Source organism: Paenibacillus provencensis, from assembly GCF_042678545.1.
In the GTDB taxonomy this organism is placed as follows: Bacteria; Bacillota; Bacilli; order Paenibacillales; family Paenibacillaceae; genus Paenibacillus; species Paenibacillus provencensis.
The window spans coordinates 87,734-102,319 of the sequence record NZ_JBHTKX010000006.1 but is presented as its reverse complement, the minus strand read 5'-3'; the positions used below and the strand labels follow the sequence as shown (position 1 = coordinate 102,319).

The following is a 14,586-nucleotide window of genomic DNA, read 5'->3' as shown; positions in this document are numbered from 1 at the left end:
GTCTTTCTGTTTGAAAGAGAAGCAGTTCTAAAACATATTATTCCGGTTTCTCGTTATTTGTCGTGTAGTACAGACGGAAGATGATGTCTTGATTATGATTACCGAAGCCAGAGCCGAACAGCGTCACACCACCAATATGTTCAGCATCTTCTTTGACAGCAATACGGAAGGACCAATAACTATTGCGGATGCCGATATCATCAATCGTGACGTCCGACAACTTGATGCCGTCCATAAATGTTCCTTCTTTTTTAATGATGAGATGCTTCAATAAGCCGTACTGATTTACACTTTCAAACCACCAAGGCGGGTTCAGCTTGCCTTTGCCCCCAAAATCTCCAGGGCTTGTCCACATCCCTACCTCGACACCATTTACAATGAATGTAATATCAGATGGCCAATGATTATTGGTAAGCGGAGCTTCAGAAGAGATCTCCATTGATATTTCCAGTTCTTCTGGAACCTCGTCACCCATCAGATAGTTCGGAATTTTATATTCGACATAACCTTGTCCAAACCACAAAATTTTTGCGTTGAGACGATCCGGATCGAGAAAGTAGCGTGGATCATCAAAGATTCCGATGACGGAGTCTCGTGTGCATATTCCACAGGTAGGCTGGATATGTACATCAGTAAAGTGACCAATGGATATTTCGGTTTTGCGAATCTCCCTCGGAATGACATCTTTAATCGGGAATGCGATTTCAAGATTGTCCATACTAAGGGAGCATACCTTCTGGGCAGCGCCGCCCTTGCCTGGGGCCATCGTCGATTCGATGATTCCGGCCTTCTCTAGTTTCTTTACATGCATAGTCATGATCGCACTGCTAAGTCCTAGCGCTTCTGCCAATTCTTTAATGTTCATTGATTTCTGTGACAAGAGATGAACGATTTGAATCCGTACATTGCTGGAGATAGCCTCAAATATATGCAAATTCTGTTCAGCTAATTCAATTCTCAATGTTATTCCTCCGAACGGCGATGATTTATTAATGTATATGTAAATCATACATGTAGAACTTTATAATATATGATTCTCCGCACGTTCACAAGGTATTATTCAACTAAAAAAGATAAGATAATCTGCTGTCGACGTGATGGCATTGAGGATAATCGCGCCAGAGCAGCGGTTTGTCCAGCGATGATAGCTTTATATATTCAACGAAATAGAACGAAAGAGAATGTTTGATGAACGGAGATATATATCTATTTTCTATATGGATATTTAAAAGGTTAATGAATATATGAATTAATAACGAAAATGTAATTGACAGGAGAAACAATTCATTCTAATATTTAGGTGAATTAATGAATAAATTTGTGAATTAATAAACAAATGTGTAAATCAATTCGATGAGACAGGAGATTGACATCCATGGGAAATGAAATTCAATTTGTTAACCCTATTATACCTCAACGGGCTGATCCTTGGGTATACAAACATTCTGATGGCTACTACTATTTTACAGGCTCCGTTCCAGAATATGACAGAATTGAAGTTCGTAGAGCCAAGACGATTCAGGAGCTGGGTAAGGCTGAACCGGTTGTGGTGTGGCGCAAATATGATGAAGGCATGATGAGCGCTAATATATGGGCTCCCGAGATTCATTTCATAGATAATAAGTGGTATATCTATTTTGCCGCAGCCAGAACAACGGAGACGGTGGAAGGACTATTCGATCATCGGATGTTTGTTTTGGAGAATGCTTCAGAGAATCCATTAGAAGGCGAATGGACAGAGAAGGGGCAGATCAAGACGAAGTGGGAGTCTTTTGCGCTGGATGCTACGTCTTTTGAGCACATGGGTAAGCGCTATCTCGTGTGGGCTCAGAAGGACCCTGATATTGTCGGTAACTCCAATCTTTATATTGCTGAGATGGAGAATCCATGGACTCTTAAGGGAGAACAGGTTATGATTGCCGAGCCGACGTATGATTGGGAGAAGATCGGATTTCTAGTAAATGAAGGAGCTGCTGTGCTACATAGAAATGGCAGAATTATCGTCTCCTTTTCTGCTAGTGCTACAGACTATAATTATGCTATGGGACTGATCTATGCAGATGAAGACAGTGATCTTCTGTCACCGGACAGCTGGACCAAGCTGCCTGATCCCGTGTTTGTAACCAATGAAGAGACAGGGCAATACGGACCGGGGCATAACAGCTTCACCGTATCTCCGGATGGGTCTCAGGATATTCTCATTTATCACGCAAGAAATTATAAAGAAATTGAAGGGGATCCTCTCTACGATCCGAATCGTCATGCGCGTGCCCAAGTGTTTAGCTGGAACGAAGACGGGCTGCCTGACTTTGGTGTTCCTGTCCCCGATGGAGGGGTTGTAAGCCGCTAAACTGGCGGCTTGCAAATAAATATGAGCGGAATGGATAAAAGTGGTTGACAATGAAAGCGCTATGAATTATGATATGTTTGCAAAAACATTAATGATTAATGTAAATGTTATCAATATTTTTTATGCCTGTACGGGAGCACTCCTAGGCAAGCTCCTCGACAGCAGATCAGCAAGTTTGAAAGTTGGAGTAAAAGGCAGCCCATGATTTAAATCTTTGAATGCGGTTTCATGAAAACATTGATTTTGAAAAGCACTGGGGGGTTCTTAAATGAATCGTAAAAAAGGTCTTTTGACAATCGTTTCTATGCTTCTGTTGGTTATCGTTCTCGCTGGTTGCAGCAGTGACGATAAGAACACAATTACATTTTGGACACCGCTGACTGGTGAAGACGGGGCTTATATGGATCAGCTCGTTAAAGAATATAATGCGACTGAACCTGAAATGAAAGTAAAACATGTGATTACCTCTGATATGTATACGAAACTATCCACAGTAATTAACTCCGGTAAAGGTATTCCAGATTTGACCATTATCCATGCTGACCGCGTACCTGGCTATGTGAAGCAAAATGTACTTGAGCCAATGACAGGAATTCTATCCGCACAGCCTGAAATTAATGAAAGCAACTATTTGCCTCAAGCATGGTCAACAGGTACGATCGATGGAACTCAGTACACAGTACCTCTTGATATCCACGCTAACGTAATGTACTACAACAAGGATTTGCTTGCGAAGTACGGTGCAGAATCCTTCCTTGATGATAACAATGTAACAGTGGAAGAAATCCTGTCTCTTCAAGGAAAAATGGAAGAGGGAGACTATGTAGTTAACGATGCGCTTCTTGGGTGGGCTATGCTTGGACAGCTGCAGAACTTAGGCGGCGATGTACAGCAAGATGGTCAGCCGGCAGTAAATACACCTGAAATGAAACAAGCGTATGAGTCCGTTAAGCAAATTGCCGATGCAGGCCTGATGACTCCATTTGGTGAAGACGGTTACCTGATGTTCCAGTCCGGCAACGTTCTCTTCTCCACAGATGGAACTTGGAGCTCGACTGCTCACGCAGCTGTGGAAGGCTTGAACTTCGGTGTGACGAACGTCTACTCTGCTAGTCCTGATAAATTTACAAACCGCTCTTCTTCCCACTTGTTCGCCATGCTGAATAACGAAGCAAGAACAGATGAGAAGGAAGCAGGAATCGGCAGCTTCCTGGAGTTCATACGCCAGAACTCCATTGAATGGGCTAAAGCAGGTCAGATCGTAGCAAGTAAACAAGTATTTGAAAGTCCTGAATACCAAGATTATATGCAATCCTTTTTTACGACAGACGAGAAGCAAATTGAATCTCTGTACATCTATACTTACGAATATTATCCTTATGTAGCTGAAGTGGTAGATAAATACTCCAATGATATTATTCGAGGCAACGTAGATATGGATGAAACCTTACAGACGATGCAAAAAGAAGTCGAAGATAAAATTGCTCAAGGCAGTACCGGGGCTCAGTAAAGCAGACGTCAAGACGAGAATATATAAGATGAATTGAAGATGACTCAGGGTTCAACATTAATCTTTAGTACATCGATTTAGTACAAAAGTAATGTGCCATTTATGGCACATTACTTTTCCAAAAGGAGAATTGAAAGGCTATGAAGAAGAGATCCTTTGCCCCTGTTTTCTTTGTTGGGCCCCATCTTATTTTATTTCTGATATTTATTCTAATACCGACGATCTACGGTATTTATGCTTCATTCACTCAGTGGAATTTAATTAATGACCCGGTTTGGGTTGGTCTTGATAACTATAAAACGATTCTTTTTGATAGCGAATCTACGTTTAATTATCAATTTTATAATGGTTTGAAGAATACCCTGCTCTTTGTTCTTCTGAGTGTTCCGATCTTGATCGTGATCCCTCTGATGATTGCTGTGGCACTGGAGCATAAAAAAGTGAAATTGAAGGGAACCATTCAATCGATCATTTATATTCCAGGCCTCATTTCTATTTCTGCAGCTGCACTGATCTGGTCTTTGATCTTCAACAAACAGCTAGGTGTTACCGGTAATGTATTCGGATCGGAGACGGTCTGGGCGGCAACTCAGCCATACGCCTGGATTATTATCATTGTTATTACGGTTTGGGGCGGGGTTGGCGGTAATATGATTATTTATCGTGCCTCTATCAATGGTGTTTCCAAGGATTTATATGAAGCTGCCGAGATGGACGGAGCAGGTTCTGTTCGCAGATTTTTCAGCATAACGCTGCCGTCTATTCGTTTCCCGCTCATTTATACCTTTGTTATGACAACTGCCGGCTCCTTTAACGTATTTGGTCAGCCACTCATGATGACTGACGGCGGACCGCAACAGAGCACACACGTACTTATGATGTACATCAGACAACTCGCATTCGGTTCAGGTGAATCCTTGGCTGGTATGGCATCTGCAATGGCAGTGCTGCTGGGTCTCGTTATATTGGTTATTTCGGCATTGCAATATTATGTAATGAACCGAAATGCGAACTAGGAAGTGGATACGGAAGGGGCAGATGGTTCAAAATGAAAAAGAAAATCAATATTTCGAAATATATATCATACCTATTTCTTATAGCGATTTGTGTCATTTGGGCGATTCCTGTTCTATTTGGGATTACGACATCGTTTCGTTCCCAGACGGAAGTGGTTTCGACCGGCTTCAGATTGCTGCCGGTTGACTGGGACTTCAATAACTATGTGACCATATTGGAGAATACGTCCACTGCTCCGATCTTGCGCTGGTTAATGAACTCTTTATTTATTGCGATTTCGCACACCGCCCTGGTTATTGTAATAATATCAATCACAGGCTATGGCTATACACGCATGAACTTTAAGGGAAGAGACACTTTATTCTTTACCTTGCTCGGAATTTCGTTCTTTCCAGCAGTCGTAAACTTGATTCCTTCATACAAGATCATTGAAACTCTCGGTTGGGTAAACACTGCATGGGCGATGATTATTCCGGGTCTTGCGGGAATGGGGAACATCTTCTTGGTAAGGCAGTTTATGAAAGGCATTCCACACGATCTGGATGAATCTGCACGCGTGGATGGAGCGAGTGATTTCAGAATCTATTTCTCTGTCATTCTGCCGTTGGTTAAACCGGTATTGGTCGTTTGCGGCTTGTTCTCATTCATCGGTTCCTGGAACGACTTCCTATGGCCGGTTATCGTATACACGGATGTAGAGAAGATGCCAATTACAGCAGGCTTGCTCTTGCTTCAAGATATTTATGGTAACTATCGATTGATTGGACAACTCATGGGATCTGCGATGCTGGCGATTATTCCTACACTTATATTATTTATCTTTGCACAGAAGTACTTTATGCAGTCCATTAACCTGAACTCAGGTATTAAAGGTTAATTTATGAGGACTACTGAACAGGAAGCAGTCAATGTCCAAGCAAAAAGAAGCTTTCTCCATAGTGGAGAGAGCTTCTTTTTGTTTGTAATATAGTTAGCCTAGGTAAATATCTTTTGGGGCGCATTCCTTAATAGCCTTCTGATTAACCCGGAGCTCCTCGATGTAGGAGTCGATAATATGCCCCAGCTGCTTAACCATTTCCTTCTTGATTTGATTTATGTAATCCTCAGGACAGAACGCCGAGCAGAGGATGGTTCCATTCGCATAAGATTTGGTTCCGGGCTGATGGTATTTAGTTTAGATAATTTCACTTTGGGATTTATGCAATATCCTCATTCATGAAAGTGAAGTGGAGGTGCCAGTACAATAGCCTCATACGGCTTAAGATTACCGCTTTTAAGATCAATAATTTCATTAGACTCTTTGTAATTCCCAATAAGAAGACGAGCGTCAGCCAATCGTTCGATATCATTAGGATCAAGGGAGTAAGCTGCTTCTTCCTCTGAGAAATTAAGCAAAACGAGCCAAGTCTGATCCATAAATAAACGTAGATATGCAAATATTTGAGAATGATCTGTTAGAATGGCTTTATACTCTCCATAAGTAAGTACAGGATTGTTTTTACGAATCTCAATAAGCCGTCGATAATAATTTAACACGGAATATGGATCTGATTCCTGTTCTTTGACGTTAACCTCCTTGTAATTAGGATTTGCAGGAAGCCAAGGCTCTCCTGTAGTAAATCCGGCATGATTGCTCTCATCCCACTGCATAGGGGTTCGTGCGTGATCTCTTGCTTTTCTTCGAATTCGCTGCATGATCTTCTCTTCATCTTCTCCTCGTTCATTAACCATGACATCGTAATAGGCAAGCGCCTGTTGTTCTTTAATATCATCGATAGAATGAAGCTTGGGATTGTTGGTCATACCTAGTTCATCACCTTGCAGTATGAAGGGTGTTCCTTTCAACGTATGCAGCATTGTTCCGATCATTTTGGCGGATTGAACCCTATACTCGACGGGATTGCCAAAGGTATTGACCAGTCGGGGCTGATCATGATTGCTGAAGTAAAGACCGAACCATCCACCGGGGTCGCCTACGTTTTTTTGCCATTTCTGCATCACCTCCCGCAAATCGTCAAGAGTCCATTCTTTTTGTTGAAATTCATCTTCAGGGAGATTACCGAGCGTACTTGCTTCAGGTGAAATAACCATGGACAATTCTTTGCGATCTGGATGTGTATAGTCGAGTACATCCTGCTCACTGATATAGGACATTTCACCAGCAGTGAAAATATCGTATTGCGAGAACACTTTTTCATTCATTTCCTGTAAATAATCGTGAATATACGGACCATTCTTAATGAAGGGTTCGCCGTTCGATTGCAGTCTGGACAGATCCGAATCAGGGAAGGTCTGATCCTTGGAGATTGCATTTACTGCATCGATACGAAATCCGTCGATTCCCTTATCCAGCCAGAATCGCATCATCTTATACATGCTTTCGCGCAGATCAGGATTGTCCCAATTCAGATCCGGCTGGGTGGAGTTGTAGAGATGCATATAAAATTCCTGATTCTCCTCATCGAAGGTCCAGGCGGATTTGCCAAGATAAGAACTCCAGTTATTAGGGGGGCCGCCATCTGCTCCGGCAGGTCTCCAAATGTAGTAATCCCGGTAACGACTATGCTTGTCGGAGCGAGACGCTTTAAACCAGGGGTGCTGATCAGAAGTATGGTTTAGAACCAGATCCATGATAAGTCCCATATCTCTCTTATGGACCTCTTCCAGAAGGAGCTCAAAATCCTTCATTGTGCCGTATTCAGGCTGGATCGAATAATAGTCGGTAATATCATAGCCATGATCGATGTCCGGTGATTGGTAAATGGGGTTCAGCCAAAGGGCAGTTACTCCTAAACTCTGCAGGTAATCAAGCTTGGATATAATTCCGGGCAGATCCCCGATTCCATCCCCGTTACTGTCTTTAAAGCTGCGAGGATAAATTTCGTAAATGATATTCTGTTTCCAAGCTTTTTTGTACTTGATATGCATGAGATACCCCTTTCGCATTCTAATGAGTATTGTTTAGAATTAATACCCGAAAATGAACAGGGGAAATCGTCAATAAGGCCGATTACAAGGCTGATTAGAAGTTGTTGCTGGCAAATAAAGAATGATTATGAGGGAATGGGGTTAAAATACAATCAATCCTTTACAATCCAACACAGCAGGGAGTTTTTTCAAATTGTGGGAAACCCTATTGTCCTATTTCCCCGACTGGGGTATCTGGATCCAGGCGGTTGTCGTATTCGTCATTCCCGTTGTACTGATGAAGGCTGCTGCTGACCTTAATCGTTATGTTAAAGCAACGAACCGAAGCAAGAAGGCGAATACTTCCTCCGGAGAAGTAAGCAGCTCTCCTGAGCAAGACAACAGTTCCGGTCAGGGTAAAGACGCTAATCAGTCACAACAAGAATCCGGTCAGCCGCTTACAGGCAACTACGATTCGGATATTCAGCTTATAAAAAAGAGTATTGGCGACAATTCGGACGTGCATATCAAGGAATTTGTCATTAAGGGCTTGAACAGCCGTGCTGCCATTATCTATGTAGATGGACTGACAGATACTGATCTAATCAACACCCATGTTCTTGCTCCATTAATGAGAGATGGAATACCGCAAGCCGAAGCAGAGGAACTTCATTCAAGTGAAGATCTGGAGAAATATTTGCAGCAAAAACAGCTTCCGGTCATAGGAATGATGGAGTCGAAGCAGCTCGTCCCTACCGTGGAGAAGATGCTGGCAGGCTACGCCGGTCTCCTCGTTGACGGAGCTTGCGGCGTGATGATTGTAGGCTCGCCCAAGGGTAAGCAGAGGAGTGCTGAAGAGCCTTTGTCAGAAGCGCTGCTTCGAGGTCCAAGGGTCGGCTTTACGGAGAAATTGAATGAGAATACAGGACTTTTGCGGTTACATGGCCGAAATAGCAGTCTTCAAATCACTCAGCTTGAAGTAGGGAATCGGGTGAAGAAGGATATTGTCATAGCTTACATGAACGACATTGCTGATCCCCGGCTGATAGAAGAAGTTCACAAACGAATCGAACAAATCAGCATTGATGATCCGCTCGAATCAGGATATATTGAGCAATTAATTGAAGACAACTGGATCAGTCCCTTTCAACAGACTCAAAACACGGAAAGACCTGACAGAGTAATTGGTGCTCTTCTGGAGGGACGCGTCGCTATTCTGCTGGACGGAACTCCCTTTGCTTTAATTGTACCGGTATCGTTCAGCATGCTGCTGCAGTCACCAGAGGATTATTATGAACGCTGGGTTTGGGGAACCTTCATCCGGCTCATTCGCTATTTGGCTACTTTTATCGCTTTGTTTGGACCAGCGATGTATATCTCTTTCATTTCGTTTCATCCGGGACTCATTCCCACCAAGCTGGCACTCACGATTATCAATACGAGGGCGGGTGTTCCGTTTCCTTCTATTATAGAAGCGCTGATTATGGAGATAGCTATTGAAATCTTGAGAGAAGCAGGAATACGTCTGCCCAAGCCGGTTGGACCGGCGATGGGCATCGTCGGCGGTCTCATCATCGGAGAAGCTGCTGTTCAGGCAGGTATTGTCAGTCCTTTCCTGGTCATTATCGTAGCGGTAACGGCGATATCCTCGTTCTCCATACCGATGTATAGTGCCGGCATTACAATCCGGGTGCTCCGATTCGCTGCGATGTTCAGCGCAGCCCTGTTTGGGCTGTTTGGGGTCATTATGTTCTTCTTGCTGCTATGCAGTCATCTTGTGAGACTCAAGAGCTTCGGTGTTCCTTATACCGCCCCTATGATCTCTTACAGGCCTACCGACTGGAAGGACTTTATCGTGCGTGCTCCCATGTTCATGATGAGAAAGAGGCCCAGCATGACGAGGGGCCGGGACAAGGATCGCATGAAATCATAAACTTTGGTAAACAGAAAAGAGTGATGGCCTAATATGAGCAGCAATCTGAATAAGGCAGAAGATCAAATAACCACAACCCAGGCTGCTGTAATTGTAATCAACTACATGCTTGGCGCCGGAATCCTGACGATGCCAAGGACCATGGCAAAGGCGGTCGGGACACCGGATATTTGGATTTCGCTCCTCCTGTCAAGCGTGATCACTTTTGCTGCAGGCATCATTATTGCCCGGTTATGCATGAGATTTCCGGGTAAGACTGTTTTCCAGTTCACGAGCGAAATCATAGGAAAATGGATTGCCTATATCATCTGCTTTTCAATTATCAGCTACTTTGTCACCATCTCCGCCTTTGAAATCCGGGTGATGGCGGAAGTGACCCGGCTGTATCTGCTGGAAGCAACCCCTGTATGGTCCTATGTCATGATCTTTATGTGGGTGGGCTTCTATCTGGTGATCGGCGGCATTAATCCCATTGCTCGGCTGTATGAGATCATCCTGCCGATTACACTGGTCATTTTTGTCGTCATCATCCTGCTCAGTGTCCGCTTATTTGATATCAACAACCTTAGACCTGTGCTCGGGATGGGAATCATGCCGGTTATTAATGGTATCAAGCCCTCATTGTTGTCATTTACTGGGTTTGAAGCGATGTTTGTCGTCATGGCCTACATGAAATATCCGAAGCAGGGAGTAAAGGCGGTCGTTTACGGAATATCTGTACCGCTGGTCATTTATTTAATTACCGTCATTATGGTCATTGGCGGTTTGTCACTGGAAGGAACCGTAACGAAAACCTGGCCGACGCTTGACCTGCTGCGCAGCTTCGAAGCCGAAGGTCTCATCTTTGAGAGGTTTGAATCCTTGCTGCTGGTCATTTGGATCATGCAGATTTTTTCTACGTTTACCATTACCCATTATGCTGCGTCGCTTGGCGGGGCCCAGCTGTTTAAAGGACGAAAAATTACGCCTTTTCTGCTGCTACTCCTGCCGGTCAACTATATCATTGCCCTGCTGCCGAAGGACATTAATGAAACGTTCATCCTTGGGGATATTTTAGGTAATTTCTCACTGGTGCTGTTCTGCGGACTTCCGCTAGTTCTTCTCATCATTAGCCTCATCCGTAAGAAAGGAGGTAAGCAAAGTGAACAACCTGCGTAACACGATCAAGCTGATGGCTATCTTCTTCCTGACAGTCTGTATGACGGGCTGCTGGAACAGCAGGGAAATTGAGGATTTGAGAGTATACGTCGGTGTTGGACTGGATGTGGCGGATGAAACAAAATTTGAAAAAAAGGTGAATGAGCGCGGAGGGCATTACCCTAAAAAGAATGTGCTGACGGCGACCGTACAAATCGTGCCAGGAACGAAAGAGCAGGCAGCTCAAGGACAAGGCGGTCAGGCAGGTGAATCGTATCTTAATGAAAGGCTCACCGGCGATTCTCTGCTGCAAATATTCAGGCAATTCTCTCTTCGAAGAGATCGTCCTCTAATCGGCCACCATTTGAAGGTTATTGTCATTTCTAGTGAATTAGCGACCAAGTACAGTCTTGAGCAGCTGCTTGATTTTATTTTGCGCGACAATGATATCAGACCCAGTGCTCTTGTCTTGATCAGCCAGCAGAAAGCTATCGATGTGCTGAGTGCCAATCAGCCGGGCGAAGTTCCAGCCTTTAATCTGAGAGGCCTTGTCCGCAATCGCCAGCGTACGAACCGAATTCTGCCTGCCATTTCGCTCGGGAAGCTGGAGGGCTTAATGCAGTCCAGACAAAGCTTTGTATTGCAAAATGTCATCATGGCGGAGAATGAATTAAAATTTGTCGGCGGGGCGCTTTTTGAAGGGGATACGAATAAATATATTGGCAGGCTGAATCAAGTGGATGTTGAAGCGATCTCCTGGATTGAAGGGAATCCGGGCGGGGTGCTCAAAACTTATACGGACGAAGGCGATACGATCGTATATGAGATCGCTTCAATTAGCAGCAAAATCACCCCTAAGCTGGAGGGAGACGAGCTCTCTATTCACATTGATGTGCAGTCAAAGGGAAGACTGATTGAGGATTGGAGCTATCCTGAAGAATCCACGGATTCGGCATATATTGAAGAGCAGGAAGAGAAATTTAACGAAACCGTGAAAAATGAAATTAAAACACTTCTAGACAAGCTGCAGCATACATACCGTGTCGATGTGGTCGGCTTTGGTAAGGAGGTACGAATTAAATACCCAAGATATTACAACAAGGTGAAGGACCGTTGGGATGAAGTATTTAGTGAAATCCCAGTTACTTATGATGTAGATCTGGAGATTATAGATTACGGATCAACGTTGGAATGACCAGAAGGAGTGAAGAGGATGAATCTGCTACAGAAGCTGGCTCGAAGGATCATTATAGGTAATTGTTACAGTCGAGGCGGTATTATCCATTTTCCATGGTGATGGAGGCATTCATTATGGAAGGCGTATTTGAAGGTGGTTGTAATCTTGTTCTATGAAAAAGAACTCCTTGCCCGATGGCAAGGAGCTTTTCAAGTTTTGATTTGCTTATTTCATGCTACCACTTTAATGAGCTTCCGAACACGAGACCGTTACTGATCAATCTTCCCGGCGAAGTTACGGTGTTACCATTTGCATACATGCCCGAGGAAGCCCCACCATCCATATTCATGGCCTGATAAGCGCCCAGCTTCAGCATGATGCTGCCCCACTGTTTGATCGTAGCTCCAGGGACGGTTGCAAGGACAATACTCCCGTCCTTCTTGATGGCAATTCCGCTCCTTGCACCGCCATCTGTTAATATTTTGGAGCTACTGAACCCTTCGGCTGCCGGATTTACGGCCAGCTTGCCGTCTTTTACAAGTCTCGGCCCTGCTCCAATAGCCGTATGGACATTGGACCAGTTGATATCTTTATTATTCTCGTTATAGTAGCTGATGCTATAGTCGACATAACTGCCTTTTTTGAAGCGAGTGGCAAGCATGTCCTCTTCCTTGCCTGTAAATACAAGCACATACCCATCACTTGGAATCGTGGCATTTTGGTTTGGAGCTACTTTCGTGACAATACCCTTACGAACCGTAATCGCTGTCCCGTAGGAGAAGCCGACATTTGCTCCACGTTTCGGTGTAAACATAACGGCTGATGTTTTCCCTTTGGTCGGTGTACGGTTTACGAAGTAGACATACCAGCTCTGCGCTCTCTCCTCGGGAGCCTTGACGGTGCCGCGAACTCGAACGCGAAGTGTATCCATGACGGCAGAGCCATCCCATTTGAAACCGATGGATGTACCTGTATTGCCAATATGCTCTATAACTCCATCGCTGATGATCATGCCATAAGGATCGGGAACTCCGCCATAAGCTTCAAAATAGGTACCATTAATGGCGGCAGATGCGTTATATGCGCCCGCGATGGAGGACAGCGATTTGACTGCGCCTACTCTCTGATTGGCAAGACCGGCATTGACTGGTATTCCTTTTGGTAGTGTCACAGTCTTCACGCTGAATGATTTGCCCGATACTCTGACTTTTTTCGTCGCATAGACGGCCTTGGCTTTAGAGGCTCCTTGTGTGATAGTCACAGGCAGCTTAAGCTGACCTTTGTAGCCTGGAGTGACGACCTGGATCAGAATGTTCGTAGAACCCTGCTTTACAGGAATAACAACGCCTTCCTGATTGACACGGGCGATGGCTTTGTTGCCTGAAGAATAGACGACCTGCACTTTATCCGACAATTTAAGCTTGTTTTGAATCGGCTCACGTTTATCCAAGGACAAGGTAATGGATTTGGACGGATAAGTTAGGGTTACTGCTGTTGACTGGCTGCTTGCCGCTTGTGCTTTTCCAGAATAAGAATTGCCTGAGGAGACAGGCACAGCTAGAGCTAATGCGGTCGTAAGCAGAATAGCAGCTGATCTTTTGATGTATGTTTTGGTGAAAATGTTCATGTTGCGTTTAAATCCCCCTTATGTATGAAGAATAGGTATGCTACTAGGTTGTTATCGGCAGAGATACCCAAATAACTTACATATTATTGAAAATGAAAGGAGAGTTGTACAATACTTCATGTGTATGCTATCATTTGGTTACCAATAGTAAGTAACAGAATATTAGGAGGTATTGCAGGATGAAAGTAGAAATTTGGTCGGACTTTATGTGTCCTTTTTGTTATATAGGTAAACGCCGTTTTGAGAAGGCGCTTGAATCTCTTCCGTTCCGCGAATCCGTAGAAGTGGTGTACCGCAGCTTTGAATTGAATCCGAATGAAGCAGTGGACACGGATCAAACAACATATGAAGCGCTGGCAAGCAAATATGGAACAACGGTTGAGCAAGCCAAAGCAATGACTGCGAATGTCGTTGAGCAGGCGCAAAGTGTAGGATTGGACTATAATTTTGATCGGATTAAACCGACGAATTCATTTGATGCCCATCGTCTGGCTCATTATGCAGCGACCAAGGGCAAAGACAAGGAAATGGTGGAGCGGCTCCTTGCTGCCTATTTTGTAGAGGCACAGCATGTGGGCAGCAGAGAAGTGCTGGTGAAGCTGGCAGCAGAGATTGGGCTTGATGGCGAGGAAGTTAGTACTGTTCTGGAAGGAGATCAATACAGCGAGGAAGTTCGCACGGACGAGAGAGAAGGGGCGCAGCTTGGCATTCAAGGTGTTCCATTCTTCGTTATTGACCGCAAGTACGGCATTTCCGGCGCACAGCCGCTTTCTGTATTTAGTCAGGCACTCACTCAGGCTTGGTCCGAAGGCCAGCCGCTGCAGGTCATTGGCAATGCGGAGGATGCTGCTGTATGTACTGATGATTCCTGTGTAGTGCCTGGAGATGAGAATAAATAACAGCATACCGTTATCCGGCGATTCGGGCT

The 14,586-nt window shown here is 44.4% G+C and carries 11 protein-coding genes; 8 read left to right on the top strand and 3 right to left on the bottom strand.

Annotated elements, in window-relative coordinates:
- Positions 1-37: 37 nt before the first annotated feature.
- Positions 38-961: an ArsR/SmtB family transcription factor gene (locus ACFQ3J_RS23405; protein ID WP_091161392.1), complete on the bottom strand. Its 924-nt coding sequence runs from the start codon at positions 959-961 to the stop codon at positions 38-40.
- Between the two features lie 414 nt (positions 962-1,375).
- On the opposite strand from ACFQ3J_RS23405, the gene ACFQ3J_RS23400 reads away from it, so the two are divergent.
- The 4 genes from ACFQ3J_RS23400 to ACFQ3J_RS23385 all read left to right on the top strand — a co-directional run bounded on the left by ACFQ3J_RS23400 (position 1,376) and on the right by ACFQ3J_RS23385 (position 5,754).
- Positions 1,376-2,350 (top strand): glycoside hydrolase family 43 protein, encoded by a 975-nt coding sequence (locus ACFQ3J_RS23400; protein WP_251584575.1) that lies wholly within the window; start codon positions 1,376-1,378, stop codon positions 2,348-2,350.
- 268 nt (positions 2,351-2,618) lie between these two features.
- The gene (locus tag ACFQ3J_RS23395) at positions 2,619-3,860 is read left to right on the top strand and encodes an extracellular solute-binding protein (RefSeq protein ID WP_251584573.1); all 1,242 of its coding nucleotides are present in this window, start codon (positions 2,619-2,621) and stop codon (positions 3,858-3,860) included.
- A 140-nt stretch (positions 3,861-4,000) separates the two neighbouring features.
- Entirely contained in the window at positions 4,001-4,876 is an 876-nt protein-coding gene (locus ACFQ3J_RS23390) for a carbohydrate ABC transporter permease (RefSeq protein WP_091161387.1), read from the top strand.
- A 32-nt stretch (positions 4,877-4,908) separates the two neighbouring features.
- On the top strand, positions 4,909-5,754 hold the full coding sequence (locus ACFQ3J_RS23385) for a carbohydrate ABC transporter permease (protein ID WP_091161386.1): 846 nt from the start codon (positions 4,909-4,911) through the stop codon (positions 5,752-5,754).
- Positions 5,755-6,086: 332 nt separating this feature from the next.
- Here ACFQ3J_RS23385 and ACFQ3J_RS23380 read toward each other — a convergent pair whose 3' ends face one another.
- Positions 6,087-7,805, bottom strand: a complete 1,719-nt coding sequence (locus ACFQ3J_RS23380; RefSeq protein WP_251584571.1) for a glycoside hydrolase family 13 protein — start codon at positions 7,803-7,805, stop codon at positions 6,087-6,089.
- Positions 7,806-7,998: 193 nt separating this feature from the next.
- Here ACFQ3J_RS23380 and ACFQ3J_RS23375 point away from each other — a divergent pair, with 193 nt between their 5' ends.
- The 3 genes from ACFQ3J_RS23375 to ACFQ3J_RS23365 are packed head-to-tail and all read left to right on the top strand — an operon-like array spanning position 7,999 to position 12,049.
- Positions 7,999-9,717: a spore germination protein gene (locus tag ACFQ3J_RS23375; protein WP_251584569.1), complete on the top strand. Its 1,719-nt coding sequence runs from the start codon at positions 7,999-8,001 to the stop codon at positions 9,715-9,717.
- 33 nt (positions 9,718-9,750) lie between these two features.
- Entirely contained in the window at positions 9,751-10,875 is a 1,125-nt protein-coding gene (locus tag ACFQ3J_RS23370) for a GerAB/ArcD/ProY family transporter (RefSeq protein ID WP_251584567.1), read from the top strand.
- Complete coding sequence (locus ACFQ3J_RS23365) at positions 10,859-12,049, top strand: Ger(x)C family spore germination protein (RefSeq protein WP_251584565.1); 1,191 nt, start codon at positions 10,859-10,861, stop codon at positions 12,047-12,049. The genes ACFQ3J_RS23370 and ACFQ3J_RS23365 overlap by 17 nt, the downstream gene beginning before the upstream one ends.
- Before the next feature lie 217 nt (positions 12,050-12,266).
- Here the strand turns inward: ACFQ3J_RS23365 and ACFQ3J_RS23360 are convergent, their stop codons facing one another.
- On the bottom strand, positions 12,267-13,658 hold the full coding sequence (locus ACFQ3J_RS23360) for a phosphodiester glycosidase family protein (protein WP_251584563.1): 1,392 nt from the start codon (positions 13,656-13,658) through the stop codon (positions 12,267-12,269).
- A 179-nt stretch (positions 13,659-13,837) separates the two neighbouring features.
- On the opposite strand from ACFQ3J_RS23360, the gene ACFQ3J_RS23355 reads away from it, so the two are divergent.
- Positions 13,838-14,557, top strand: a complete 720-nt coding sequence (locus ACFQ3J_RS23355; protein ID WP_251584561.1) for a DsbA family oxidoreductase — start codon at positions 13,838-13,840, stop codon at positions 14,555-14,557.
- Positions 14,558-14,586: the final 29 nt, after the last annotated feature.